General features: G+C 48.6%; 22 protein-coding genes. 18 read left to right on the top strand and 4 right to left on the bottom strand.

From position 1 onward, the window contains the following. Nucleotides 1–106 precede the first annotated feature (106 nt). Nucleotides 107–1,135, top strand: coding sequence for a diguanylate cyclase (locus VN379_RS16965; protein WP_325535965.1), 1,029 nt, complete (start codon nt 107–109; stop codon nt 1,133–1,135). A gap of 204 nt (nt 1,136–1,339) precedes the next feature. Here VN379_RS16965 and hcp read toward each other — a convergent pair whose 3' ends face one another. Together hcp and VN379_RS16955 are read right to left on the bottom strand one after the other, a co-directional pair. Continuing rightward, nucleotides 1,340–2,638: a hydroxylamine reductase gene (gene hcp / locus VN379_RS16960; protein ID WP_325535963.1), complete on the bottom strand. Its 1,299-nt coding sequence runs from the start codon at nt 2,636–2,638 to the stop codon at nt 1,340–1,342. 127 nt (nt 2,639–2,765) lie between these two features. Beyond that, on the bottom strand, nt 2,766–4,913 hold the full coding sequence (locus VN379_RS16955) for a cell division FtsA domain-containing protein (protein ID WP_325535961.1): 2,148 nt from the start codon (nt 4,911–4,913) through the stop codon (nt 2,766–2,768). Between the two features lie 276 nt (nt 4,914–5,189). Between VN379_RS16955 and VN379_RS16950 the strand changes: the two genes are divergently transcribed. From VN379_RS16950 to VN379_RS16940, 3 genes are read left to right on the top strand one after another with little or no spacing between them, the layout of a single operon-like run. Next, a complete protein-coding gene (locus VN379_RS16950; RefSeq protein WP_325535959.1) occupies nt 5,190–6,029 on the top strand; it encodes a DegV family protein in 840 nt (279 codons plus the stop codon). Between the two features lie 21 nt (nt 6,030–6,050). Then, entirely contained in the window at nt 6,051–7,688 is a 1,638-nt protein-coding gene (locus tag VN379_RS16945; protein ID WP_325535957.1) for a DAK2 domain-containing protein, read from the top strand. A 57-nt stretch (nt 7,689–7,745) separates the two neighbouring features. Beyond that, on the top strand, nt 7,746–8,390 hold the full coding sequence (locus VN379_RS16940; RefSeq protein ID WP_325535955.1) for a cyclodeaminase/cyclohydrolase family protein: 645 nt from the start codon (nt 7,746–7,748) through the stop codon (nt 8,388–8,390). Between the two features lie 67 nt (nt 8,391–8,457). On the opposite strand, the gene VN379_RS16935 is transcribed toward VN379_RS16940, so the two are convergent. Then, a complete protein-coding gene (locus VN379_RS16935) occupies nt 8,458–10,632 on the bottom strand; it encodes a Tex family protein (protein WP_325535967.1) in 2,175 nt (724 codons plus the stop codon). Between the two features lie 156 nt (nt 10,633–10,788). On the opposite strand from VN379_RS16935, the gene VN379_RS16930 reads away from it, so the two are divergent. Then, the gene (locus VN379_RS16930; RefSeq protein ID WP_325535953.1) at nt 10,789–12,114 is read left to right on the top strand and encodes an MATE family efflux transporter; all 1,326 of its coding nucleotides are present in this window, start codon (nt 10,789–10,791) and stop codon (nt 12,112–12,114) included. 39 nt (nt 12,115–12,153) lie between these two features. Here VN379_RS16930 and VN379_RS16925 read toward each other — a convergent pair whose 3' ends face one another. After that, nucleotides 12,154–13,200, bottom strand: a complete 1,047-nt coding sequence (locus VN379_RS16925; protein WP_325535951.1) for an HD-GYP domain-containing protein — start codon at nt 13,198–13,200, stop codon at nt 12,154–12,156. Nucleotides 13,201–13,390: 190 nt separating this feature from the next. Here VN379_RS16925 and VN379_RS16920 point away from each other — a divergent pair, with 190 nt between their 5' ends. The 13 genes from VN379_RS16920 to VN379_RS16860 all read left to right on the top strand — a co-directional run bounded on the left by VN379_RS16920 (nt 13,391) and on the right by VN379_RS16860 (nt 26,359). Further along, nucleotides 13,391–15,772: an MASE3 domain-containing protein gene (locus VN379_RS16920; protein WP_325535949.1), complete on the top strand. Its 2,382-nt coding sequence runs from the start codon at nt 13,391–13,393 to the stop codon at nt 15,770–15,772. Between the two features lie 94 nt (nt 15,773–15,866). Further along, nucleotides 15,867–16,064 carry a ferritin-like domain-containing protein gene (locus VN379_RS16915; protein WP_325535947.1) on the top strand — a complete coding sequence of 66 codons (198 nt, stop codon included), beginning with the start codon at nt 15,867–15,869 and terminating at the stop codon, nt 16,062–16,064. 16 nt (nt 16,065–16,080) lie between these two features. After that, nucleotides 16,081–16,398 carry a spore coat protein gene (locus tag VN379_RS16910; RefSeq protein ID WP_325535945.1) on the top strand — a complete coding sequence of 106 codons (318 nt, stop codon included), beginning with the start codon at nt 16,081–16,083 and terminating at the stop codon, nt 16,396–16,398. A gap of 168 nt (nt 16,399–16,566) precedes the next feature. Then, nucleotides 16,567–16,998, top strand: a complete 432-nt coding sequence (locus VN379_RS16905; RefSeq protein ID WP_325535943.1) for a transcriptional repressor — start codon at nt 16,567–16,569, stop codon at nt 16,996–16,998. 10 nt (nt 16,999–17,008) lie between these two features. Beyond that, complete coding sequence (gene deoC / locus VN379_RS16900; RefSeq protein ID WP_325535941.1) at nt 17,009–17,659, top strand: deoxyribose-phosphate aldolase; 651 nt, start codon at nt 17,009–17,011, stop codon at nt 17,657–17,659. A gap of 221 nt (nt 17,660–17,880) precedes the next feature. Further along, on the top strand, nt 17,881–18,762 hold the full coding sequence (locus tag VN379_RS16895; RefSeq protein WP_325535939.1) for a peptidase MA family metallohydrolase: 882 nt from the start codon (nt 17,881–17,883) through the stop codon (nt 18,760–18,762). A 76-nt stretch (nt 18,763–18,838) separates the two neighbouring features. Further along, nucleotides 18,839–20,074 carry a hydrogenase small subunit gene (locus VN379_RS16890; protein WP_325535937.1) on the top strand — a complete coding sequence of 412 codons (1,236 nt, stop codon included), beginning with the start codon at nt 18,839–18,841 and terminating at the stop codon, nt 20,072–20,074. A gap of 5 nt (nt 20,075–20,079) precedes the next feature. After that, nucleotides 20,080–21,456: a nickel-dependent hydrogenase large subunit gene (locus VN379_RS16885; protein ID WP_325535936.1), complete on the top strand. Its 1,377-nt coding sequence runs from the start codon at nt 20,080–20,082 to the stop codon at nt 21,454–21,456. A gap of 115 nt (nt 21,457–21,571) precedes the next feature. Further along, entirely contained in the window at nt 21,572–22,921 is a 1,350-nt protein-coding gene (locus VN379_RS16880; protein WP_325535934.1) for a phosphomannomutase/phosphoglucomutase, read from the top strand. A 100-nt stretch (nt 22,922–23,021) separates the two neighbouring features. Then, nucleotides 23,022–23,804, top strand: coding sequence for an MBL fold metallo-hydrolase (locus tag VN379_RS16875; protein ID WP_325535932.1), 783 nt, complete (start codon nt 23,022–23,024; stop codon nt 23,802–23,804). Nucleotides 23,805–23,815: 11 nt separating this feature from the next. Beyond that, nucleotides 23,816–24,934 carry a S1C family serine protease gene (locus VN379_RS16870; protein WP_325535930.1) on the top strand — a complete coding sequence of 373 codons (1,119 nt, stop codon included), beginning with the start codon at nt 23,816–23,818 and terminating at the stop codon, nt 24,932–24,934. Nucleotides 24,935–24,938: 4 nt separating this feature from the next. Further along, complete coding sequence (gene rlmH, locus VN379_RS16865; RefSeq protein ID WP_325535928.1) at nt 24,939–25,418, top strand: 23S rRNA (pseudouridine(1915)-N(3))-methyltransferase RlmH; 480 nt, start codon at nt 24,939–24,941, stop codon at nt 25,416–25,418. Nucleotides 25,419–25,492: 74 nt separating this feature from the next. Then, nucleotides 25,493–26,359: a class I SAM-dependent methyltransferase gene (locus tag VN379_RS16860; protein WP_325535926.1), complete on the top strand. Its 867-nt coding sequence runs from the start codon at nt 25,493–25,495 to the stop codon at nt 26,357–26,359. Nucleotides 26,360–26,719 lie beyond the last annotated feature (360 nt).

Below are 26,719 nucleotides of genomic sequence, written 5' to 3'. Positions count from 1 at the left end.
TTTTCCTTCATTGTGCATACTATGCCTTTACTTTTCATCTGATAAGTAAGATAATATATTACTAGAAGACGCCAATCTGCTCCTGGGTTGTGAAGGAGTTTAGGAAATGAGTGCAATAAACCGCGGGCATGCTGCCAGTGGGTGGGGGGATTCTGCCTCTCAGCTTCAGACTATAACCAGGCGAATAAGTGGTATTTCAGCAGTATTTACCATGGTGGCTGCAGTGCTCAATCCGGGTCCGCACTGGGCTTCTATTGTTGCGCTCTCCTTGGCTTATACCCTTTACAATCTTATATTATCCTGGCGGCGGAGTAAGCCACAGCTAGGTGAACTTGCTGTCAACCTGATACTGTGTGCCGGCCTTACTCTGGCGGGGGCATTGTATAGCAATGTTTTATATCATCTGCTCTTAATCCGGATGGTGCTGAAGGTCGGGCGGGATCGTGCCATGCGAATGGCTACAGCGATTTCACTGGTATATGTGGCAGCCAATATCATTAGGGCTGATGCCATGGCTGTCGCCTTTTTGCTGGAAACAATCTACAATGTGATCGGCTTTGCTGTTTTGTCGATAACGGCAGTCCATATGCATAATGTGATGGAAACGCAATTGCAGCATGAAGGCCAAATCGCGGAGCTTAAGCGGCAAAATGCCCACCATTACGCAATGGCGCATACTGATGGGCTGACTGGGTTGCTCAACCACCGGGCCTATCTGGAAAAAACAGCCGATGTAGCGCAATATGTTTTGCTGATTATTGATATTGATCACTTTAAAAAATTAAATGATGCCCATGGTCACCTGTTTGGCGATCAGGTGCTGACGACCGTTGGCAATATAATAAAAGTCGGCATTCGCAGCAAGGACCTGGCTTTTCGCTATGGTGGTGAAGAATTTGCACTGGTATTGCCGGGAACATCACTTGAGCTAGGTCTCAAGATTGCCGAGCGGCTCCGCTATCAGGTAGGTAATTGCGAGTTCTTTCATAATGGCGATCCTGTAAAGATTACTATTAGTATCGGCGTATCCTGTAAGAATCCGAGTGTAGCCTGCCAGGATGCCTTCCGCGAGGCGGATAATGCCTTGTATCGTGCCAAAAAGCAAGGACGCAACCGTTGTGTTGTTTTTAAATAAGCAAAGGACGAATCACGATAATGTGACTCGTCCTTTGCTATATATTAGTACCTTGTCAGCTCTAGAACGGTAGACTAATGGCGAGGGTATTTTTCGTAAACCAAGGCGGAGGTGGGCGGCATACCGGACGTATGCTGACTGACGACAACGAAGGGTTGCGGAAAATAGACTGTCAGTATTCACTGGAATAGGGCTGACAAGGTACTAGCCCAGGATCGCTTTTAGATCTTCATCAGGGGTAGTAATTGCCTGGAGGCCGAAACCTTCATTAAGAACTTTAAATACTCCCGGTGATACGAAAGCAGGAGCCGATGGGCCGATGCGGATATTCTTAACGCCCAGGTGTAAGAGGGTGAGCAAGATTGCGACTGCTTTTTGTTCAAACCAGGATAATACGATGGAGAGTGGCAGGTCGTTTACACCGCAGTTGAATACTTTGGCCAAAGCAACGGCAACCTGAATGGCGGAGTAGGCGTTGTTGCACTGCCCCAGATCGATCAGGCGGGGAATACCGTCAATGTTGCCGAAGTCAAGGTGATTAAAGCGGTATTTGCCACACGCAACAGTTAGGATTACGCAATCCTGCGGCACTTTTTCAGCCAGTTCGGTGTAGTAGTTGCGGCCAGGTTTGGCACCATCGCAGCCGCCAATGAGGAAGAAGCGTTTAATCTTACCGGCTTTAACGGCTTCCACAATCTTATCGGCCAGGCCAAGGATTGCGTTGTGATGGAAACCAGTGGTCAGGGTGTATTCGCCAGCTTTATCAGCTGCTGCAGGCAGGGCCTTGGCTTTGGCGATAACCTCTGCAAAGTTACGGTCGGCAATATGGTTGCCGCCCTGGAGGCCGGTTACACTGCGGGTGAAGATACGATCGCCGTAGGATTCATTGGCAGTAAGCGGCATGACACAGTTAGTGGTAACTAAGATAGCACCAGGGAAGGCAGCAAACTCTTTGCGCTGGTTTTGCCAGGCAGTACCAAAGTTGCCGACAAGGTGTTTGTATTTTTTGAGTTCAGGATAAGCGTGTGCTGGCAGCATTTCACCGTGGGTGTAGATGTTAATGCCAGTACCTTCAGTTTGTTTAAGAAGTTCTTCCAGGTCTAACAGGTCATGACCTGTGATCAGGATGCTGTGGCCGGCTTTAAAACCTGTAAATACTTCAGTAGGTACAGGAGATCCAAAGTGGTCAACATGGGCTTTGTCTAACAGCTCCATGACTTTGAGGTTAATCTCACCACATTTTAAGACCATGCTGATGTGGTTTTCAAGGTTGAAGTTTACGTTAGTCAGTGTGAAGAACAGGGCATCATGCATAAATGCGTCCACTTGCTCGTCACGGGCGCCCAGTTCGAGGGCATGATGGGCATAGGCAGCAATGCCTTTGAGGCCGAAGACGAGGGTATCCTGAAGACTGGCGATATCTTCATTCTTACCACAGACACCAACTTTAGTGCAACCATTACCGCCTGCAGTTTGTTCACATTGGTAACAAAACATACTCATTTTGAAATCCCCCTTATATTTTATAACTTATAACTTAATTATAGGGGATATCACAATGCGGGACTGTGACGTGCGTCACAGTCCCGCGTAAAATTATTACAAAATTTACTTAAATCTATTGAGTGCCTTAGCAGGATTCCTGAATGTGGATATCTACTTTGTCGCCATTTTTCACATAAGCTGTAAATTCAGTCGGCAGTCCGTTGAGCAGCACGGTCACCCTGCTTGTAGCAGGCAGGCTGCGTGGATCAAAATCGGCGGCTAATAGGACATCGCTAATTAATGGCTGGGGGTCTGTTGCTGTTATCAGTTCAATAGTGCTGTCCGGGCTGGCCGGCTGGCAGGGTTCGGCCAACCGGCCGTTGACGGTGACTGTATGGCGGCGAATAGGGACAAGGCAATTCATGCCATTAAATAGTATGCTGATGGCTGGAGCAAGTTCGTTTGTATTAATCCCCAGCACTTCTGCCAGCGTGGGCGGCGGCAGTTGGAGGGTTTCAACGACATCACCTGTACTTAATAATTGATTAAGTGACGCGAGCGTATGATTTATGGTATATTTGGGCCATACCTTATAGGAACGTTGTGCTCCATTGACCTGATAGCTGTGTTCGGTAGGTTCAGGCTTAAGGTTAAGAAGCTGGAGCGCTTGGGCCAGCGTGAGCGATTGCGAGGAATTTATCTGGTCGCGGTCACACAAAACTGTGTCAGGTGCAGCTTGTTGACCATTGACTGTTATCTGTGGTTTGATGGCATAACTTTTACCATCGACTCTGATTGTTAATGGATCAGGTATTGCAATTATCTCTTTAAGCTGTGGCGTTGGTGCGGTACCGTCTGCGCCAAGGATAACCTCCAGGACATCCTGGTCATGTAAAGCACCGGTTAGTTGGGTTGGCTGGCCATTTAACAATACGTGGCCGGGAGTACCGTGGCTGCCGGCAATAAACCGGGTTTCGCCGTTAACAGTAATGGTCAGGGCCATACCGGGACGGCCGCGCAGTGCCCGGATATCAATGCCGGCAGCCAAGAGGGCATCGGCTACTGTCAACCGGCTGAGATTAAAGAGACGGATTGGCCGTTTATTAACAAAGATATTAACAAAGTTTAAGGCGCGGCCGCCGGCCAGTTTTAAAATCCCAAGCGGGGTTACGGCGTCAGGGGTACACAATTCTGCCGGTATATCGATGAAGCCTTCCATTGAATCAGGGCGACGGATGGCTACCCTGGCCTGTGGTATGTCAAGTGCCTGGGCCAGTGCTTCCGGCAGCAGTGGCGTTAGCGCACCGCCCCCGACTAAGAGTACAGCTTGCGGCGCCTCAGTATTGAGGGTCAGAATTTCAGTGGCGATTGCTTGTGCTAATTCGCCTACTTTCGGGGTCATGGCAGCAATAATATCTTTAGCCGGCAGCTTGTGAGCCATGCCCAGTACGTCTGTAAAGGTAAGTTTCTTATTTTTGCCGCCCAGTTGACGTTTAACAGTCTCGGCAATGTTAAAATCTAAGAGAAAATGCTGTGATATTGCTTCGGTAATTTCGTCACCGGCAAAAGGGACCATGCCGTAGGCGATTACCGAGCCATCGCGGGTAATCGCTACATCTGACGTGCCGGCACCGACATCGACCAGCACCAGATTGAGGTGCCGCATCGTTGAGGGAATCAGTACATTGATGGCAGCAATCGGCTCAAGGGTAAGGGTGGACATCTCCAGGCCAACCGCCTGGATGGCTGACTGCAGTGAATCAATAACCTGCCGGGGCAGAAAGGTAGCGATCACCTCAATGCCGGCGCGTTTGCCACGCTGACCGATCAGACTTTTGATGCGGGTGCTGTCAAGGCTAAAGCTGACAACACTATAGCCGACACAGTAGTAATCTGCAGGGTCCAAAACAGTGCCGGAGGTGGCAAGCTGAGCCTGGGCTGCCTGGATGGCAGCCAGTTCAAGTGAGCGTTCGTCATCAGGGGTGAGGGTGCCGCGGGAGGCGGTTTCGAGCTCAGAGTCAGCCCGCAGCGTACACAGGGCGCGCCCGGCAGCGGCTACCGCAACCTTGGTTAGCGGGCCGGAGATGATTTCTAAACGGGCTTTGACTGAGGCTAATACGCCGGCCACTTCCTGTACATCATGAATTTGTCCGTCCAACATGGCCCTGGTATGGTGTTCCTGCCGGTCTGACGCCAAGAGTTTGATCGCCCCGTTCTCAGTCTTGCCGACTAAGCCAACGACGCTTCGTGTCCCGATATCCAATGCAAAGAGAAGCTGGTTATCATCGTCCATAGGGTTACTCCTTACGGCTGCTTGTGAACGCCTAGCTAAGCGAGGTTTCCCGATTACCGGTTATTCGGGCAGTCGCCTAGTATTAGGCAGTAGTAAGCTGCATAAACTTGTATAGGTGTAGTTTCGCTGCCCAATATCCTATTTCCTGTCAGACCAGATAATATTATCGGGTTTGTTTGCGATTCTTGAGAGGATAATCTGACAACATTTTTGTGTATTTGCGCCGGATTATTTGGTAAAATATAGTTTAGGTATTAGGAGAGGAGTTTACGCAAGTTGTCAAATATACATATAGTGTTAGATAGCACTGCCAATGTGTCCCAAGAAATGCTAGCCACCCATCCCAATCTTCACGTTGTCCCGTTAAAAGTTTTATTAGGCGATAATGTGTGGAATGAGCAGGAGCTCAGTACGGCCGAGTTATTTCGTCTTGTCAAAGAAAAAGGGATCCATCCGCGCACTTCTCAACCGGCTCCCGGTGATTTTGCCGCTGCCTTTGCTCCGGCCGCTGCAGGTAATCCTGTCATTATGATTGGGGTTTCCGGTGGTTTGAGCGGTACAGTCAACGGGGCCCTGGCTGCAGCCAGAGATTTTAAAGGTCGTGAGATTTATGTTATTGATTCCTGTACATCTGCCATTGGCATGGTAAAGATGGCTGAGGTCGCACTCACTATGGCGGCGGCTGGTCAGTCAGCCGGTGCTATAGCAGCGCACCTGCAGAGAATGGCCGATACTACCCACACGCTGTTTCTTCCTGACTCACTGGAGTATCTCCATAAGGGTGGCCGGATTGGTGGCGCGGCGGCGTTATTTGGCTCTATTCTTCAAATTAAGCCGATCCTTACATTGCGTGAGGGAAAAGTACAGGTCTTAGATAAAGTCCGTACCAAGTCAAGGGCTTTGGCAAGAATGATTGAAGAACTGGATAAGTACGGGGAACTCGAATATATTGGTGTTGCCCACGGCGAAGCACCGGATGTGGCGAAGCAAATATATGATACAGTGAGTCAGCGTTACCCCAATGTTCCGGTGTCATTGACAAGCATTGGTTCATGCCTGGGAGCCCACTTAGGACCAGGGATTATTGGACTGATCTTTCAGGATAAGTGTGAATAACTTCGTTAAGGGGGTAGATGTATGCAGCCAAGTATCGATGTAATTGATGGCAAAGATTTTCGTCGCATGATTGCCGGGGCGTATAATGCCTTTATGCGCGAACATGAATATATCAACAGTTTAAATGTCTTCCCTGTTCCGGACGGTGACACCGGCACCAATATGCTGCTGACATTAGGGGCGGTAGCTAAAGCAGTTGCCGAAGCGCCAGATGAGGGGATTGGCTCGCTTTCCCGCCGCGCAGCAGATAGCGCCATTATGGGCGCACGGGGCAATTCCGGCGTTATTTTGTCCCAACTCTTGCGCGGTATTGCCCGGGGGTTGTCTGGAAAAGATAAAGCAACCTCGGCGGAGGTCGGCAAAGCGTTTCAATATGGTGTTCTCTATGCCTACCGGGCAGTTGCCCGGCCGGTAGAGGGAACAATTCTGACAGTAGCTAAGGGGATCGCGAAGGGGACACATCGGGCAGTGCGGGAACGGGCGGCCTTTGCCGATATCCTGGGTGAAGCAATCAGCGCTGGGCGGGAAGAACTCAAACGTACCCCCGAGCTGTTACCGGCACTCAAAGCGGCCGGCGTGGTAGACGCTGGCGGCCAGGGACTCATTGTGTTTCTCGCCGGTTGCCTTGAAGGGCTGGAAGGGCGCTTCAGCGGGCCTGAGGCCGATTTTGGCCGTACACTTACCGTACCTGCAATGGTGGCGGAAACGAACATAGCGCATCCTTATTGTACTGAGTTTATTGTCAAGCGTTTTACGGCCGGTCTCGGAGAGGTTAAGCGGCAACTGGAGCAAATGGGAGATTCCCTGGTGCTTGCCCAGGGTGAGAGTGTGTTAAAGGTGCATATTCATACGGCTCATCCTGGTGCTGTACTGGAGTCGGCCATTGCCTGGGGGACACTTCATGATATTAAGATTGACAATATGGCTGATCAACACCGGGAAATAATACAAAGCGAGCCTTTGGCCACCTTTAATACTGAAGCAGAGCCGCTTCAGGCTAAAGCTAATTTAGCGGTTATTAGTGTAGTGGCAGGAGATGGCCTTATTGATATTATGCGTCAGATGGGGGCCGATGTCATAATCTCCGGCGGGCAAACCATGAATCCGCCTGTGGAGGAATTTATGGCTGCTGTTCATAATGGCCCGGCGGAGAAATATATTATTTTACCAAATAATAAAAACATAATACTGGCTGCCGCCCAGGCTAAGAAGCTGTTAGGCGACAGGGTTGCAATTCTGCCGACTGTCAATGTGCCGCAGGGCCTGGCTGCGGTACTGGCCTTTGATCCCAATCGCGATATTGAGGCCAATATTGCCCTGATGACTGAGGCCCAGGCAACTGTTAAATCAGGAAGTGTAACGATTGCTGTCCGCGACTCGCAGGTACAGGGTCAGACTGTGCCTGCAGGCTCGTATATTGGTGTAATCGAAGGCAGTGTTGCCGTATGGGCCGACAATCTGGAAGGCGCAGTTATAGCGTTAACCAAACACTTGACCGGACCTGAGACCGGAATAATCAGCCTATATTACGGGGCTGAGCTTGCTGAGCCTGAGGCTCAGGCTTTAGCCGGTATTCTGAGGAAACAGCTGAGTGGTATTGAGATTGAGGTATATTTTGGTGGACAGCCGCATTACCAGTTTATTATCAGCGTGGAATGAGACCGGTCCCCATGTGAAGTATTAGGGGCACCGGACTTAATTAGGGGAGGATAAACTATGCTTAGCTCAGTTAGCATTAACGAATTTGCTGCTAAAATTTCTTCCGGTGATGTACCGCCAGGCGGGGGTAGCGCCGCTGCTATGTACGGGTTGACGGCGACTGCGCTCTTAGAACTGTCGATAAACCATTCATTGAACAGCCCTAAATTAGTTGAACATCATGAGCTGTTAATTGCTAAACAGGCCGAATTGGCTAGACTGCACATTGAACTAGCCATTCTGATTGATCGCGATGCTTTAGCACTTAGGGGTCTTTTAGCGGCGTCCGGGTTGCCCGAGCTAACGCCTGAAGCCAGGCAGTCCCGCGATGTAGCCCGGCAGAAGGCCTTGAAACAGGCCGCTGAAGTGCCACTGGAAACAGCCAGGGCTTGCCTTGAGGTCATTGAGATCGGTAAGGCGGTTGTTGACCGGGTAGATAAATTAGTTGTCAGTGATTTAATGACAGGCGCAGCAGCTGCCCACGCTGGGATCACCGGCGGGTTGCTCAGTGCAGCGATCAACCTGAACGAAATTCATGACGCGGCCCTGGTTAGCGCACTCAAGGGGCAGATATATCTGTTAAGAACAACGGCAGATGAGCTTAGAGGTGTTCTTGAGGATATCGTATATAGTAGTGAACCGTTTAGTGTGTTACGAGTATAAATTACGGTGGGTAATTATTAAGCAAGACCCTGTATCCAGATACTTGTTTTGGATACAGGGTCTTTTGCTACGCTTTTGGTACTTGTTTCAAACTCAGGCCAATACGCTTGCGCTCTTCGTCCACACTAATTACCATTACCTCGATGATATCACCTACCGAGATTACATCAATGGGATGGCGGAAGGGCTTGTTGCTTAACTCAGAGCGGTGGATGAGTCCGTTGATTTTAATGCCGATATCAACAAAGGCACCAAAATCGGTAACATTATGGACTGTACCCTTGACAATAGTGCCAGGGGTGATGTCAGATAGTTTGACGATATTCTTGCGGGTTTGAGGAAGCGGGACATCTTCGCGCGGGTCGCGGCCAGGCTTGGCAAGTGCGGCAAGAATGTCGCGCACTGTCGGTTCTCCGGCGTTAAGCTCCAGCGCCATTTTTTTGGCATCGACTGTAGGGGCTGTCTGCTGCAGGGCAGTCAGCTTATTTCTATCTGACAAGTCTTTTAATGTGAAGCCAAGATTCCCCAAGATGGCTTCGGCTAATGGGTATGATTCAGGGTGGACCGGTGTATTGTCTAACGGATTGGCCGCCTGGGCAATCCGGAGGAAGCCGGCGCATTGGGTGAAAGCCGCCGGCCCCAGGCGGGCTACTTTTAAGAGCTCTTTACGGCTGGTAAAGGTACCTTTTTCCGTGCGGTAAGCCACAATGTTCTTAGCAACACTGGCAGTTATGCCGGCAACATGGGTTAACAGCGCCGGCGAAGCTGTATTGAGCTCAACGCCAACATGATTAACGCAGGATTCTACAACATTAGTTAAGGTACCGCCCAGTTCTTTCTGATTTACATCATGCTGGTACTGGCCAACCCCGATTGACTTGGGATCAATCTTGACCAGCTCGGCCAGCGGGTCTTGAATCCTGCGGGCAATTGACACCGCGCCGCGGATCGTAACATCAAGGTCAGGCAACTCCTCTCTGGCCAGTTTAGAAGCTGAATAGACCGAAGCGCCGGCCTCATTGGCAATTATATAATGAACATTTAGATTGTGGGTGTTGATGAGTGTAGCGGCAAATTCCTCAGTTTCGTATGAGGCGGTACCATTGCCAATTGAAATAAGGGTTACGCCATGGGTTTTGATGGCCTCCAGGACTTTACCGGCTGATTCCTCGCGCTGGCGTTCGCTCATGGTTAGATAGAGAGTACTATATGTCAATACAGCCCCGGTAGGGCTGACGACAGCCATCTTGCAGCCAGTGCGGTAACCTGGATCAAGGCCCATTACCGTATGGCCGGCCAGCGGTGCCTGGAGGAGTAGTTGGCGGAGATTGAGTCCAAATACGCGGATGGCTTGTTTTTCGGCATTCTCTGTGAGCAGAGCACGGATTTCCCGGTCAAGTGCCGGGAACAGCAGGCGTTTATATCCATCGGCAATAGCGGCTCTGATGCTTTCATTAAATATTGAGTGGCCGGTGATAACCTTTTGGGCAATGAGGTTGCTATTGGCTTCATGGTCAGCCAGTAGGTCGACCTTGAGAGTCCCTTTGCTTTCACCGCGGTTAACAGCCAGAATCCGGTGGGACGGTATGCGCTTAACAGGCTCCCGGTACTCTTTGTACATAAGAAATTCGTTTGCATCGGCCTCAGGGGTCGCCAACTGGCTGGCGATCTCAGCTTTTTGCCAAAGTTCTTTACGGAGTGCCGCACGAATGTCGGCCTGCTCACTGACTGTTTCAGCAATAATGTCCTGCGCGCCGGCGAGAGCAAGCTCTGCAGTGGTAACATCCTGTTCAGCATTGATATAACCACTGGCAATATCGAGGGGGGTACCAGTTGTCACCTGCTGGGACAACATCATGCCAGCCAGTGGCTCCAGGCCTTTTTCCCTGGCTATTTGGGCCCTGGTTCTTTTCTTGGGGCGGTAGGGAAGGTACAGATCTTCTAATTCCTGAAGCTTGACTGTCGACTGAATGGCTGCCGTTAGCTCAGGAGTCAATTTTCCCTGGGTTTCAATGCTGGCCAGGATTTCTTCCTGGCGCTTGAGCAGGTTTCTTAAGTATTGAGTACGTTCTTCCACTGTGCGAAGCTGCTCTTCGTCCAGCTCACCGGTAGCCTCTTTGCGGTAGCGGGCAATAAAGGGGACCGTATTGTCGTCATCCAACAAGGTCGTAGCTGCTGTTACCTGATGCGGTTTAACGCCTAGTTCACGGGCAATAAGGGCAGGAATTTCAGTAATAAGCATATGTTCACCATCTTTATTCATAAGTTATCTTAACCCTATTATTATAATCAGTTTGCACAATTAGAACAATACAAACAGGATAAGATTGAGGTAAAAGGGTTATTTTTCAACTGTGCCGAAAGTATAGGATAAGGTTGTACAGGGGGACTAAGGCTCGTGATTTTATCGATTAATCAATATATGCGCAGGCAAATTATTAAACTTGCCTGGCCGGTTATTTTTGAAGGTGTTGGTATTATGGCGGTGAATGTGTTTGTTACCGCCATGGTCGGGCAACTGGGGGCTGTTCCGTTGGCTGCCGTCGGTTTGGCGATGATGATACAATTCTCGGCTGCTATGGTATTTGCTGCTGCCGGTACCGGTGCAGCAGCCCTTGTTGCCCGTGAGACCGGTGCAGGACGTTGGCAGGATGTCCGGTATGTAACTGGTCAGGCGATCCTGCTGGGGGCCGTATTTGGTGTTATGCTGGCAGGCATTGGACAGCTGGCCGCTGACCGGGTATTGGCTTTGACTGCGGCTGAGCCGGCGGTGGCCGAATTAGCTGCCGGCTTAGTGAAGATTATGTATATGTTTACACCCTTTTATTTAGTGATGTCTATTGCCAACGCCGCGTTACGCGGTATGGGTAAGACCAAGACCGCTTTTTATATTACTATTTTTAGTAATACCATGGCCCTGATCATATCATACCTCTTCATTTTTGGACAAGGTGTGCCGTTGCTTGGAGTTTATGGTGCAGCCTGGGGACTGGGGCTTTCGCAACTGGCGGGTGGGGTGGCGGCATTACTGGTGCTTAGCCGTCTTAGCACTGTTCGTTTATCCTGGCGGCACATACTAACCCTGCAAAAAGCAACTATTATCCGCATTCTGGACATCAGTGTACCGGCTGCTTTGGAGCAGATGGCTATGCAGGGGGGGCGCCTGGTCTTTACTTTTATGCTGGCCGGGGTGGGGGCGGTACAGTTTGCCGGTCACCAAATCGCTCTGCAGATTGAATCAATGTCATTTATGCCTGGCTTTGGGTTCGCGGTGGCCTCAATGACACTTGTCGGTCAGTATTTGGGTAAAGGAATGCCGCACCGGGCAGTTCAGTATGCCTGGTTAACTAATAAGATTGCCTTTTGGAGTATGGCAGTTATGGGCGGCATTATCTTTCTGTTTGCAAAACCGCTGACCGCTTTTTTCATCGACGATCCACAGGTCGTTTATTGGGGGTCGTTATGTGTTATGATTGCAGTATTGGAGCAGCCAACCCTTGCGCTCTGCTTTGTTCTGGGAGGGGCTCTCCGCGGTGCCGGCGACACGCGCTGGCCGATGTATGTAACGACAATCGGGGTGTGGCTGATTCGTCTGCCGCTGGTGTATCTGTTTATTACCGTATGGGACTGTGACATTATAGCTGCCTGGTATATTACAGCCGGAGATTTTTTATTCAGGAGCGTCATTCTGTGGCGGCGTTTTGCCTCCCAAAAGTGGTTGTGAACTAAGAAACGTCACGCATTAAATTCGCGTGACGTTTTGTTATTCTGCAATAACTTCAGCAATGGCAATGTTTGGCTTTAAAGCCAAATCAATTAGGTGGCCTGTGGCAGTAAGGCATCCAGGATGCACCTTTTGTTTAGCAATCTCCACGGTGGGGGTAGCCGCAAAGCGGACTTTGTTTTTTACGACATAAGCCAGTTGACTGGTCGTAAGCCGGACCAGACTACCTACCGGATAGAGCGGAGTGGTATGAAAAAAAGCGCGTAACAGGTACATGTCAAACTGCGTATTCCCGTTTTTTAGCATCTCCTCGGCAATGGTGTGGCGCGGTGCACCGGTCACACTAGCGGCAGTCATGGCATTATCAAAGTAATTAGCAATCGCCACAAGCCGTGAAAGCGGGTGAATCTCTTTGCCTGCCAAACCGGAAGGATAACCCTGGCCATCATATCGTTCGTGGTGTTCGGACGCTATGCGGGCAGCAATTGAGCCAATCTTATTCTTTAATAAAAGCTGTTGTCCGTAAATGGGGTGCAAGCGTTCCTGATCAGATGCCAGGCCACTTAGCGTGGGGACAACAGACTTGCCTAAATCATGAAAAAGAGCTCCTAACGCCAGATCTAATAGTACCGGCCGCGGCAGCTTAATATAAAGCCCTGTTGCTACCGCCATTAAGCATACATTAACAGCATGCCCAATCTCATCAGCAGTAGGCTGGCGGACCTGGACATTAACAATATGAGCTAGCTTCTTTTCTGTTTCGTCAATCATTTGGCCTGCGGCTAACTGTATTTGTTTGATATATACTGTATTAAGGCCGGAGTTTATAATCTCATGGCTTTTTTTGTTGAATAGTGAGCGAAAGCAGATACTTAGCTCTTCTCTGGTTTCTGGGGCAACTATCGTGATTTTCTTTAGTTCAGCGGCATAGGGATCATAAATGGGAATCGTATTCATACCCATTTGTTTAAGCCGGGTCAGATAGTACTCAGTAAGGGCAATGCCTTGTTCTAAAAGCAGATTGCCCCTGTCATCAACAATATCGTGTGCCAGCACCATGCCAGCTTTTACCTCGCTGATAAGCATAAGGCAGCCCTCCTTATCTTGTTACCATTATTATACATAATATATCTTAGAAATGAAATATTCTAAAGTCCTGGTTATATGGGACTTTAGTCTGATATCTAGACATAAAGCACATAGGGATTTGTTATGCATATTATGTTAGTAGGAGCGTTGGTGAATAGTGACTCTAGCCAAAAGGGGGGGATAAAGGATGTCGCTTTTAGTAACTACGCTGAAGGCTAATGTTTATTTGGCGGCACTTACGTCAGTGTTATTTGGGATATTAGGCTTAGTGTCCTGGATGCCGCGCCTGTTTTATATGGTATACCCTGAGGATGTTTACCTTATTATGCATACAATTGCCGAGGTCAGCTGTCTGGCAATCGGGTTATGCGTGTTTACGGTAGTGTGGTATAGCTGGCCTCAAACAAAAAACAGCCGTGACCTGGTCATCGCTATCGTGTTTTTGGCTGTTGGCCTGTTGGATTTCGCGCATCTGCTGTCTTACAGAGGTATGCCGGATTTTATTACTGTCAACAGTGAAAATAAGGCGTCACTGTACTGGATTATCAGCCGTCTGCTTGGAAGTATTGGATTATTAGTGGCCGTGTATATCCCCCGGCATAGTAAGAATCCGGTTTTCCACCGGTTATATCTCCTGACGGTTACCGTAACGGTTAGTCTTAGCCTTATCTTGTTTGTAGTACTGTTTGAAAGTGCTTTACTGCCAATGTTTAGACCTGATCTAGGGCAGACGATCGAGAAAATCGCTCTTGAATATGTCGCTATGTTGTTAAACCTGCTGGCAATTTATTTGTACGGTTACCGTAATCCGTCACAGCAGTCTGTATTTTTGTTACGAGTCAGCCTGGTATTTAGCTTTGTGGGGGGCATGGCCTTTACTTTGTATTCAAGTGCATATGATAGTTTTAACCTGATTGGTCATGTCTACAAAGTCTTTGCCTATTATTGTATCTTGCAATCACTGTTACAAACCTCCATTTTACGTCCGTATATGCGTATTTCCCGCCTAAACCGCGCTTTAAGGAATATGGTGTCAGAAAACCTGGGTCTGTACAAGGCAACCAAGGATAGTGAGCGGATATTGCAGCAGGCCTTTATTCAACTGGGGGCAACCCTGGCTACTAAAAATGATCTTGAAGCCATGCTGCAACAGGTTGTAACGGCCACCGGCACCGTGTTTCAATGCGATCATGTTTACCTGGCGCTGGCTGAGAATAATACGCTAAAAATCATGGCCTATATCAGTAGTTTCAAGCCACCGGAAAAAATTCAGACCGATAAAAGCTTTATGGGTAAGGTATTTACGGAAAAGAAACCGGTAGTTATTGACAATATTGATAACCTGCCTGAGCGCATCATTGATGCCATTCGGCAAGCCGGGCTAAAATCGATGGTTGGCGCACCCATCAGGCACAATGGGGACGTCATTGGTGTACTTGAAATATTTTCTCGCAAAGAACGGGGTTTTACACAGCATGATGCCCAGTTTCTCAGCGTGTTTTCTCATCATGCTGGTGAAGCGATTAAAAATGCCCGTGCTTACGAGACAACGGTGGAAAACTTTGCTGAGCTTAGCCTGATGTACGATATTGTCAAAGAGTTAGCCAGCCTGCAGTCGCCGGCAAGTATTTTAACTAAAGTCGCTGAAAAACTCTATAATCTATTCTCGGCCAATGGTGCTGTAGCTTTCATCATGCATCACCGGGATGACGGTATTCATACCGAGCCGGTGTTTGATACTGGTTTTGAACAAAAAGAGATTGATCATATGCAAAGGGTTTTTTCTGACAGCAAAACATCCTGGCCCTGGAGTGGGCTCAGTTCTATGGATGATACGGCTGCCGGCGGGAATAAGCACGGCCTGATTACTATGTCGGTATTTATGGTAAGGCGCCTCAATATTTTACCACTACTGGCCAGCGGTAAATTACAGGGATTGATTGTGCTTGGTTGGAATAACACTAAACAGGAAATTCCGCCAGGCAAAGAACTGGCTCTTAGTACAATTGCCAGTCAGACTGCGATTGGTCTTGAACGGGCCTACCTTTATGAACACTTCCAGGCTTTGGCCCTGACTGACCCGCTTACCCGTTTGGGTAACCGCCGTCAGTTAGACATCTATCTTGAGCGCGAAATCAGCCGGACGCTCACCTATCATCGCCCGCTTAGTCTTATTATGCTGGATATCGACTTTTTCAAGAAGGTTAATGATACCTGGGGGCATTTGGCCGGTGATGTTATTCTGCAAAGCCTGGGCGCTATGGTTAAGGAGCGCTTCCGCCTGACTGATATGAGTGCACGGTATGGTGGCGAAGAATTTGCGGTTGTTTTACCTGAAACTTGCCTTATTGAAGCGGCTGTTCTGGCTGAGAATTTCCGGCAGCATATTGAAGAAACTAAGTTTGCGGTGGATTCAGATGTTATCACCATTACGATCAGCCTCGGGGTGGCAACCTTTGAAAGCCATACCGACTGGGAAACCCCTAAGACCAGTCTGATCGACGCCGCTGATCAGGCACTGTACCGGGCAAAACAGTCAGGTCGGAATCGCGTTGAATGTCATCGTTAATGAGTAATGAAAGCCCAAATAATACCCGAAAAGAGAATAATTGGCGCAAGACCTACGCATGCTAGGTACGATAAAGCGAAAGGAGGGATCACCTGTGTTATCATCAAAAGAACTGATGCACTTGGAAGACTTCCTGGGCATGGAACAAAACTGCGCCAAGACCATGAATTTCTTTGCCAGCAATGTACAGGATGCCCAGGCTAAGCAGCTGTTTCAACAGCTTGCCCAAAAAAGCCAGCAGCATTTCCAGACTGTGAGCAAGCATTTAAACGCCGGACAAAACTTACAATAATTGAGGTGAAAGCACTATGGCACAAATGGGTCAACAATCCGGGCAAAGCACACAAACCGGCATGAGCGGTCAGGGCACCAGCATCACTGACCGTGAGTTTCTGCAGCTTGCTCTTAATGAAAGCAAATATACCGCAGCCGCTGTCAATTCCTTTGCACTTGAGGCTGCCAACGAAACCCTCCGTCGTGACTATCTGACCATTTTGGGCGATGTTCACAATCAGGAAAAACAAATTTTTGACCTGATGCAGCAAAAAGGCTACTATAATGTTCAAAATGCCAATCCGCAAGATATTGCCCAGGTTAAATCCAAGTTTAGCGGTCAGGCTCAATAAGCGACAATTCCAGTGACAAGTCCTGCGCCTGGCGCGGGTCTTGTTTTTTTTGCGCCAATTGTTGTATAAAATTGCCTTGACAGTATTTAACGACAAGAGTAGAATTAAACAAGAACTATCCGATAACTATTTTCCACTGGTAATTTGTATAAAGGGAAGGCGAAATTAGTGGACATTTGCGTTACATCATTGCTACGAGACAAGGGGTTCAAAGTTACACCCCAACGGTTAGCCATTTATAGTGCCTTAGCGGCTACCAAATCCCATCCCAGCGCTGAAATGATTTATAATGACCTTCAGCCGCTCTACCCAACGATGAGCCTGGCGACCGTGTATAAGACCATTGAGATCCTCAAAGAACTTAGTTTAGTCCAGGTGCTTAATGTCGGTGAAGACAGTTTCCGTTATGATGCGGATACTACCAATCATCCTCATGTCCGTTGCATGACCTGTGGGCGGGTTGATGACTTATATGGCGTAGATTCTTCGGATTTTGTTGGCCAAGTGGCAGCGCAGACTGAATATGCACTTCAAGGTCAGCAATTTTATTTTTACGGTGTATGTCCTGCTTGTCAGGGCAAGGCTGCAGCAGTAAGTTAGGACGGTTCACATGAATCTGGCAAATTATATTGACCATACGCTACTTAAACCTGAGATTGCAGTTGGTGATATCATTCGGTTGTGTGAAGAAGCTGTGTTACATAAGTTCGCTGCAGTGTGTGTAAATCCCATTTATGTTGGATTAGCTGCCCACCATCTGGCAGGTACGGGGGTCAAAACAGCGGTTGTCGTTGGGTTCCCGCTAGGGGCAACATTTACGGCAATTAAAGCGGCCGAGGCAAAGGAAGCGGTCCTTCAAAAGGCTGACGAACTGGACATGGTTATGCATATCAGCGCCGCTAAAGCCGGTCTCTGGGACGTTGTGACCGAAGATATCAGACAGGTGGTCCAAGCCGCTGACGGAGCTGCCGTAAAGGTGATTATTGAGAGCGGGCTATTGACTGATGACGAGAAACGCCACGCCTGTCACGCTGCTGTTGAAGCCGGGGCCCGGTTTGTTAAAACCTCAACCGGATTTGGACCAGGCGGAGCGACAGTTGCGGACATTCGATTGTTCAAACAAGTTGTTGGTGATAGCATCAGTATCAAAGCCTCAGGTGGTATCAGAACCCGCGAGCAGGCCATAGAACTTATTGCTGCTGGGGCAACCAGGCTGGGAACCAGTGCCGGTATCACAATAGTCAGCGGCGATAAGGGCTAATAAGCTGAAGTTATAAGAGAATACAAACGAGATTGTTTTGCTAGTGTTAGCGATGAATGAGAGGGGAATACCCCTTCTCAGGTCATTGCAAACCGTTAGCGAGACAATCTCGTTTTTTGGTGGGGCGGGATGAATAATAAGTTTACATAATAAACCTGTAGAAGTAAACTTGTTCGCGTGGTATAATGACCTTTACTTGCTCGAAAGGAGGGCAGCAAATCATGCGTACTTTTATACAAATGATTCCTGGTGGTGCGCCAGCAGTGGTTGGTCTGGTTTTGGTGGGGATGCTGTTGAGCATCATCCCGGGACGTCCGCAAATGTGGCTGTACCCTCTGATACGGGAGGCAATGCAGCTAAAGATTAATTATCAGACCAAAGACATGCTGGCGAAAGAAACGCCGCATTTTATTATTAAATATACTGAAAATGATGCTGACATGGCAGACATGGTGGCTAAAGCTTCTGAGGCTGCGTATGATCCTGTGACAGCGGCGCTCAATTTTGCTCCAGGCGGCAAAACATTGATTTTGATATATCCTGACCGCCAGTCAATGAAAAAAGCATATGGCTGGGCTGGTGATGCCAGCGCGATGGGCTTCTACTGGGGTGGTGTGATTCAGGTGCTGTCGCCGAAAGCCTGGATGAAGAACACCCAATCAACAGAAGAGTTTATTACGACAGGACCGATTGCCCATGAATACACTCACCTGGTGCTGGATTATATGGCCAGAGGCAATTATAGCCGCTGGTTTACGGAAGGTTTGGCTCAATATATGGAATACCGGATTAACGGTTATGAATGGATAACTGCCACTAACCAGCTGACCGGTACGCTATATACCATGGATGAGCTAACTGATGACTTCGACGAATTACCAAATCAGGCGCTCGCTTATCGTCAGTCGCTCGCGGCAGTACGTTATATTGCTGAGGTACACGGTGAGGCTAAGCTGAGTCAGGTAATCAATTACCTGAAGGCCGGCGTGAAGGTAAATAAGGCAATTGAAAAGACGCTGGGTATAGACTATGCTACCTATGAGATGCTTGTTAATCAATGGGCAAAAGCTAATATGAAAGAGTATAGTAAAGATGCAAAATAAAGGGATATGCCATAAGGCGTATCCTTTTACATATATTTGGGAAAATTAACGTTACTATTGCTTAGGGGGGAGTCATATGCTTAGCCGGCGGGATTTTCTCAAACTCTGCATGTCTGCGGCATTAACCGCCAGTCTGACAGAGCATCTGATGCCGATCATGCGCCAGGCCTTTGCCGAGAGCAAGCTGACGAAACCGCCTGTAATCTGGCTGGAACTCGGGTCTTGCACTGGCAATTCCATATCTTTGGATAATGCCGTCAATCCAACGCTCAGTCAAGTATTGCATGATATGATTGATTTGAGGTATGACTGGCTGCTTAATGCAGCCCAGGGCGAGCAGGCAGTACAAGCCATTATGGATACTGTGGAAAAGGATGCAGGCAATTTTTGGCTTGTCATTGAGGGCTCGGTTATGACGGCTGATCAGGGACGGTTTAATCATGTTTTTATGCGGGGAAATGAGATGATAACAGGCCAGGCTGCACTTATGGAATTTGCACCTAAGGCTAAACACGTCATTGCTGTGGGCACTTGTGCCTGCTTTGGCGGTCCGGCCGCCGCTTATCCTAATCCTGGCGGTGCTAAGGGGGTATGGGAAGTAATCAAACAACCGGTCATAAACATACCTGGCTGTCCGAGTAATCCTGACTGGATAACAGGTACCTTCAGCCATTTGCTTATGTATGGTATGCCTGAACTGGACAGCTATAACCGGCCTAAACTATTTTTTGGCCAGACCATCCATGATTTATGCCAACGGCGGCAGCAGTTTGAAGACGGTATTTTTGCTGCTTTTCCCGGCGAGAGCGGCTGTTTATATAAGGTTGGTTGCAAAGGGCCGGTTACCCATGCCGATTGCCCCAAACGCCAGTGGAACCATTATGTTAATTGGCCAGTCAGGGCAGGAGCACCGTGTATTGGCTGTTCTAATCCAGGTTTCCCAGACAGCACAATGCCTTTTTATGAGCATCTGCCAGACCTGCAAACCCCTATGGGGGCACTTAATATCAAGAAATTTGGTGTTGCTGCAGCCGGTCTGGGGGCTGCCGCAGTAGGTGCACACTTAGTTACCGGGGTTGTTGCCAAACGGGTAGGCAAACATTGGCTGGATGGGACAAAACCCCATGAACCGGACCCGCCGGAAAACCTGGAGCAGCTCAAACAAGAACTTGATGACCTTATTCGTCAGCAAAATGCCCTGATTAGCGAGAGCAAAAGCTTGGAGAAATCTAAGGTTAAGCGTAAACTGCGCAGAACATTTCGACAGAAAGTTGTTGATTTCTTTCGGCCGGGGCCAAAGCATAGGAGGTAGCACATATGGCTGTGCAGACAATATTTCCGGTAACACGTATTCATGAGCCGCTGCGGGCTGATGTTGAGGTGCAAGATGGTAAAGTCACCGATGCCTGGCTGGGAGCGCACTTGTTCCGGGGCATGGAGAGTATGCTGCAGAACCGCGACCCGCGGGATGCAGCCTTATTTACCCAGCGTATTTGCGGGATTTGTTCATCAGCCCACGCGATCGCTGCAAGCATGGCGCAGCAGCAGGCGTTCGGCGTTCAGCCAACACCGGCTGGACAGCACCTTACAAACCTGATATTTGCTGCTGACATTATCCAGAATAACCTCCGGCATTTTTATGTGCTGGTACTCTATGACTATGTCAAAGGCCCGGATATGCCGCCGTATATACCGCGCCCACAGGCTGATTACCGTCTGCCGGCGAAAGTAAATGAGGAACTCTTGCTGCACGCAAAACAAGCGGCATTCCAGGCGATGCGCGCCCATGAGGCTATGGCTGTGTTCGGTGCCAAGGCACCGAATCAACAGACCATTCTGCCGACCGGGGTAACCGAACAGGCCTCGGTGGAGCGCATTATGGCTTATAGTAGTATTTTGCAAGAAATCACTGAGTGGGTGGAGAATTTCTATATAAACGATGTCATGACAATAGCTGAGTATTATCAGGATTACTATTCGATCGGGGCCGGCTACGGCAACTTTTTTTCGGTGGGAATGTTCCCGGCACCACTGACTGGCGGCAGGGCTTTTCCCTCCGGTCTGGTTATTAATCAAGGCCAGCCTGAACCAATTGATGTTAATCATTTTGTTGAAGAGATCCGTTACAGCTGGTATAACGATGGTATAACCCCCCGGCCGCCTGGGCAAGGCCGCACAGAACCGGATCGTGATAAACCTGAAGCCTATTCCTGGGTAAAAGCACCGCGTTATAAGGAAATACCAGTAGAATGTGGTGCTCTGGCCAGGGGATTTATTAGCGGTGATTACCGGCGAGGGGTGTCGGTAATGGATAGATTGATTGCCAGAGCGAGGGAAACACTCAAGATTTGTAAACTAGCACTAGGCTTTGTAGAAGAAATCGTACCTAACTCGCCTAGCTGCCAGAGCTATACGCCACCTGACAGCGGGGCTGGCATCGGGCTGACTGATGCCATGAGAGGCGTGCTGGGGCACTGGATGGAATACAAAAATAATAAGGTGACTCATTATCAGATTATCACACCGACAACCTGGAATTTCTCGCCGCGGGACAATCGGGGGCAGCGGGGGCCGGTCGAACAGGCGCTCATCGGCACACCAATCGCTGAAGGCGGCGGACTTGTGGAAGCCGGGCGTGTGATTCGCTCTTTTGATCCCTGTTTTACCTGCGCCGTACATCTGTTTAAGAAGTAAATTACTGCATGTGATCAGTTGAAGCCAGCCACAAGGCATGATACAATATTTGCTAGGAAATAAGAGACTTGGCCTTATGCCAAGTCTCTGTTGTATAGTCAGAAGGGGGACAAATGTGAACATCTTTCAGGCTTGTGATATACGCGGCGTAGCCGGTAAAGAATTGACTGATGTAATGGCCAGACGCATTGCTTTAGCGGTAGGGATTAAGCTTACCGGCCAAAAAGTAGTGGTGGGCGGAGACATCAGACTGTCTACTCCCAGTCTGCAGCGAATAATGATTGATGGCTTGGCCGAGTCCGGCTGTCAGGTGATAGATATCGGGACAGTGGCAACACCAGTATTTTACTATGCACTTAAGGCCACCGGTGCAACCGGCGGCGTTATGGTAACAGCTTCGCATAACCCGGCCCAGTATAATGGATTTAAGCTGGTGCTTGGCCCTAAACCGGTTAGCGAAGAGGATGTAGCCCATATTGGGCAGCTGGTGGCAATCAATGCCCGTACTCAGGGCATTGGCTTGGTAACAAAACTACCTGTCATGGCCGACTATCTTGAACATACTGCCGGTAAGGCCCTCCAGGGTTGCTTGAAAGTAGTCATTGATGCGGGTAATGGCGCGACGGCTGCCATCGCTCCCAAACTGTTTCGACGGCTGGGGTATGAGGTCATTGAACTCAACTGTACCCCGGATGGACGTTTCCCCAATCATCCCCCCAATCCGGCACTGGCGGAAAACCTGGCGTCACTCGGTGAAGCCGTGCGGCTACATGGTGCAGCGTTGGGGATTGGCTTTGATGGTGATGGCGACCGGGTCGGTTTTGTTGACGAAACCGGCCAGGCGATCGATAATGACGATATTATGGTGCTTATTGCCCGGTATTATCTTGCTCGCGAAAAAGGGGCCATTATCTATGATGCCAAATGCTCGATGGTAGTACCGGAAGAGGTAACTAAAGCCGGCGGACGACCGGTTATGGCCCGGGCCGGGCATACCTTCAGCAAAACCGCCTTTATGCAGGAGCAGGCACTTTTTGCCGGTGAAATCAGCGGCCACTTCTTCTTTCGTGACCTGGGTTATGATGATGGTATGTTTTCCGGGCTGAAAGTATGTGAGTTGGTAGCCGCCCAGGGCAGCCTGTCTGCCCAGGTAGCTGTCATCCCTAATTACCTGCTGACGCCAGATATTCGTGTTCCCTATTTAGGCTCAGATAAAACGGCAGTGCTGGAGCAGGTCGCAAGCAAGCTTGCTGTATACAGGCCTAACCGGATTGATGGTGTGCGAATTGAATTTGCCGATGGCTGGGGCATGATCCGCGCCTCGGTTACTGAGCCGCTCTTTACCTTGCGGTTTGAAGCTAAATCAGCCGAACGTTTGAAAGAGATTAAGGAAATTTTGCTGGCTGCGCTGCCGCCTGATGTACGAGCAGCAGTTACCGGTAAATTGCCGCCAGAACTCCACTAATTAACCCCTAATTACAAGTGCTGGTAAAAAGGATTTGCCGAGGTCTAAGTCGAATATATACTTGTTTTTAAAAAGGCGATATATTCTAGAAGAGGTAATTATGCAAATTCATGTTTTGGCCAGTGGTAGCACCGGAAATGCTGTATTTATTGAAATGGACAATACCAAGCTGTTGGTTGATGCCGGCATCAGCACCCGGCGGATTAAACAGTCGCTTGAGGCCATTGGAACTAAAGTGGAAGACCTTGATGCTGTATTTATTACCCATGAGCATCGCGATCATGTCAGTGGGTTACAGACATTACTTAAAAAATACCGGTTGCCGGCCTATGCCCGGCCTGATACCTGGCAATCCATGTATTGTAGGGCGGCCCTGCCTGATGAGTGCTGCAAGGCTCTCCCCGACAGCCTTGATATCGGTAAAATAAAGATTGAGCCTTTCAGTATTTCCCATGATGCGGCCGATCCTGTGGGCTTCCGGCTATATGCCGGTGATACTAAGGTTTGTGTTGCTACAGACCTTGGTTTTGTCACTCCGACAGTCAAGGATGCTTTGGCCTTGTCTGATGTTTTAGTTTTAGAGTCTAATCATGATTTGGATATGCTGCAAAATGGCAGCTACCCCTGGCATTTAAAAAAACGTATTATGAGCAATCGCGGTCACCTTGCCAACACCGACGCTGGTTGGGCCCTGGCAAGGCTAAACCGCAAAGCGCATACCGATGTCTTTTTGGCCCACCTAAGCCGGGAAAACAATCGACCGGAACTGGCTGAGGAGACGGTAGCAAATATTTTAACAACACAGGGCTGCAAACTCGGACAAGATATTACTTTGCATCTTACCTATCCTGAAAGAATTTCAGGGTTTACCCAAACTAAGTAGGAGGCGATTGTATGAAATGGTTCAGGCGGTTAACTCCCTATATCGCAGTATCACTCATTAGTATGATTATTGGTGCTACCCTTGTGGTAGGCTGTGCCGGCAATGCTGCCGATAAAGCTAAAAAACCTGAGCCTGCAGGTTCATCGTTCAAAGCCCTGCAGCCGCCGACCGTGCAGGCCAATGTGTCAGATGCACGTAATACACCCATCGTCAGGGCAGCTCAAACTGTCGGCCCGGCGGTTGTCGGTATTACCAACAAAGCCTTTGCCCGGGATATGTTTAATCGCAAAGTCCTTGTCGAACAGGGGACAGGCTCTGGCGTTATCTTTGATGCCCAGGGCTACATAGCCACCAATTTCCACGTAGTCCAAAATGCCGAGGAAATTGCCGTATCTATGGCTGATGGGCGTAATCTGACAGGCAAAGTAATTGGCGTTGACCAGGCAACCGATTTGGCTGTTGTTAAGGTTGATGCCGCCGATCTACCGGTCGCCACACTGGGAGATTCTGATGCGCTTATGGTTGGCGAACCAGCTATCGCTATTGGTAACCCGCTCGGACTGGAGTTTAAAGGCAGTGTAACTGCCGGTGTAGTCAGTGCCCTTAACCGTTCGCTGGACATTGGCGAACGCCGCTTCAAACTCATCCAGACCGATGCCGCCATTAATCCCGGTAACTCCGGTGGGGCCCTTGTTAATGCCGATGGTGTTGTAGTAGGTATCAATAGTGCTAAAATAGCATTATCGGGGGTTGAAGGTATCGGCTTTGCTATTCCTATCAACAGCGCCAGGCCTATTCTCCAATCGCTTATCGACAAGGGGCGGGTTATTAGAGCTTACCTTGGCGTAGGTGCACTCGATCAGACCTCTGCCGCGAAATACGGCTATGAACTCAACCTGGAAAAAGGCGTTTATCTTGCTAAAGTAGCCCAGAACGGCCCAGCCTACAAAGCCGGTATGCGTGAGGGTGATGTTATATTGAAGGTTGCCGGCGCCGAAACGAACAGTGTTGCCGAGCTAAGGGCAGTTCTTGACAGTCAACAGGTAGGCAGTCAGGTTGAAGTGGTGATCACAAGAAATAACCAGAACCAGACGATCAATGTTCTCTTAGAAGAAATGCCAGGTCAATAACAGGATGAAGATAACGATTCTTGCTATAGGCAAGATTAAAGAGAAATATCTGACAGCCGGAATTCAGGAATTTCTGAAACGGTTGACTCCATTCTGCAAACTTGACATCCTTGAGCTTGCAGAGGAACGTATGCCTGATAACCCGTCCCCAGCCGAAAAAACACAAGCGCTCACCCGTGAGGGTGAGCGCATTTTAAAAGCCGTCCGTCAGGGAAGCTACTTGATTGTACTAGATGTGGCCGGTCAGGCACTGTCATCCGAGCAACTTGCTGCCAAATTTGACAGTCTGGCGCTTAGCGGAAACAGTGATATCACCTTCGTCATCGGCGGGGCCTTCGGGTTGTCCGCTGAGCTAGTTGCTGCCGGTAAGGAACGACTGTCGTTTTCTAAAATGACATTTACGCATCAGATGATCAGGCTGCTCTTAGTAGAGCAGGTATATCGGGCGTTTAAGATTAGCCGGGGAGAACCGTACCACTGGTAACTGCGAAAAAGAGTTAGGAACTAATTGTAGAAGTATATAGAGTAGAAGTTTATGGTTTCACTTGGAGGATTGTAATGGCAGAGATAGATAAATGTTTTTCAAAGCTATTTGAATGTTTGGCTGACTCGATTAGAAAACCGAACTTATTTGAAAAAGAGGAAGGTTTATTCTGGGATGATCCGCATATTTCAAAGAGTCTACTTGATGCCCATTTGAATCCTGAATATGATGGTGCAAGCAGAAAACTAGAAACCATCGAAAAAACAGTTAATAATCTTGTGAGAAGTTCTTTACTAAAGCAAGACGACATGGTGTTAGACCTAGGCTGTGGTCCAGGATTATACAGCAACAGGTTTTGTCAATTTGGCATGCATTTAACTGGCATTGATTTATCGAAAAGATCAATAGAATATGCACAAAGAAAAGCTGAAGAGCAAGGCCTGAACATAGAATATATTCGGGGAAGCTTCTTTAATATTAAATATGATGGAATGTTTGATAGAGTTCTGCAAGTATATGGAGAGATATGTACTTTTCCAAATGAAGAACGAGATCGGCTACTTAAAATTATTCACAAAGCGTTGAGAAAAGATGGGTTGTTTATTTTTGACGTTTCTACCCGTGAATTAAGAAAGAGTGAAGGATTAAAAAACAAGTGGCTTTTTTTTGATGGAGGCTTTTGGCATCCTGGTAAACATATTGTGCTAGAACAGGGGTTTGATTATCCAGAACATGACACTTGGGTAGATCAATATACTGTCATTAGTGAAGAGGGAAAGTGCAAAACATACCATATGTGGTTTCATGACTATTCGTTAGAAGCGATAACAGAGGTGCTAGCCAATAATGGATTTCAGGTTAAACATATATGGAATAGTCTGACTGGCGAAGAATATAAGGCTGGTGGGGGATGGATTGCTATCGTGGCCCAAAAAGTATAACTGGTGTAATGAGGGGTACTGTTCCAGTGGATGACTTGATGCAGAATGGCTGCCTAATCCGCTGCCGGAGTAATTGCGCAATATTTAGGCTGTATTAAAGAACTTAAGCGAGATAATAACGTGTTGCAGTTTTTAATATGGAGGTAGAATAAATGGATTTTAGGGTTTCACTCGACCAAGATTTGAAGCAGATTTTAGCAGTTTATGCCGCTGCTTTTGGTGGAAAAAAAGGAGAAGAATTGCTAATCTCGTCAATGATTTGTTAGTAGATGTCACAGCCTTACCACTGCTATCCCTCGTCGCAACTGTAAATAATAATATTGTCGGACATTTGGTCAATGGAGGTTATACATAAGGGAC

The sequence above is a fragment of the Sporomusa sp. genome (genome assembly GCF_035561255.1).
GTDB lineage: Bacteria > Bacillota > Negativicutes > Sporomusales > Sporomusaceae > Sporomusa.
This window is presented reverse-complemented; position numbering and strand designations above follow the sequence as displayed.

Excerpts from the sequence above, each read along its gene's own strand:
- VN379_RS16965 (WP_325535965.1), top strand. The coding sequence starts at position 107 with ATGAGTGCAATAAACCGCGGGCATGCTGCCAGTGGGTGGGGGGATTCT.
- hcp (WP_325535963.1), bottom strand. The coding sequence starts at position 2,638 with ATGAGTATGTTTTGTTACCAATGTGAACAAACTGCAGGCGGTAATGGT.
- VN379_RS16955 (WP_325535961.1), bottom strand. The coding sequence starts at position 4,913 with ATGGACGATGATAACCAGCTTCTCTTTGCATTGGATATCGGGACACGA.
- VN379_RS16945 (WP_325535957.1), top strand. The coding sequence starts at position 6,051 with ATGCAGCCAAGTATCGATGTAATTGATGGCAAAGATTTTCGTCGCATG.
- VN379_RS16940 (WP_325535955.1), top strand. The coding sequence starts at position 7,746 with ATGCTTAGCTCAGTTAGCATTAACGAATTTGCTGCTAAAATTTCTTCC.
- VN379_RS16935 (WP_325535967.1), bottom strand. The coding sequence starts at position 10,632 with ATGCTTATTACTGAAATTCCTGCCCTTATTGCCCGTGAACTAGGCGTT.
- VN379_RS16925 (WP_325535951.1), bottom strand. The coding sequence starts at position 13,200 with ATGCTTATCAGCGAGGTAAAAGCTGGCATGGTGCTGGCACACGATATT.
- VN379_RS16920 (WP_325535949.1), top strand. The coding sequence starts at position 13,391 with ATGTCGCTTTTAGTAACTACGCTGAAGGCTAATGTTTATTTGGCGGCA.
- VN379_RS16910 (WP_325535945.1), top strand. The coding sequence starts at position 16,081 with ATGGCACAAATGGGTCAACAATCCGGGCAAAGCACACAAACCGGCATG.
- deoC (WP_325535941.1), top strand. The coding sequence starts at position 17,009 with ATGAATCTGGCAAATTATATTGACCATACGCTACTTAAACCTGAGATT.
- VN379_RS16895 (WP_325535939.1), top strand. The coding sequence starts at position 17,881 with ATGCGTACTTTTATACAAATGATTCCTGGTGGTGCGCCAGCAGTGGTT.
- VN379_RS16890 (WP_325535937.1), top strand. The coding sequence starts at position 18,839 with ATGCTTAGCCGGCGGGATTTTCTCAAACTCTGCATGTCTGCGGCATTA.
- VN379_RS16885 (WP_325535936.1), top strand. The coding sequence starts at position 20,080 with ATGGCTGTGCAGACAATATTTCCGGTAACACGTATTCATGAGCCGCTG.
- VN379_RS16875 (WP_325535932.1), top strand. The coding sequence starts at position 23,022 with ATGCAAATTCATGTTTTGGCCAGTGGTAGCACCGGAAATGCTGTATTT.
- VN379_RS16870 (WP_325535930.1), top strand. The coding sequence starts at position 23,816 with ATGAAATGGTTCAGGCGGTTAACTCCCTATATCGCAGTATCACTCATT.
- rlmH (WP_325535928.1), top strand. The coding sequence starts at position 24,939 with ATGAAGATAACGATTCTTGCTATAGGCAAGATTAAAGAGAAATATCTG.
- VN379_RS16860 (WP_325535926.1), top strand. The coding sequence starts at position 25,493 with ATGGCAGAGATAGATAAATGTTTTTCAAAGCTATTTGAATGTTTGGCT.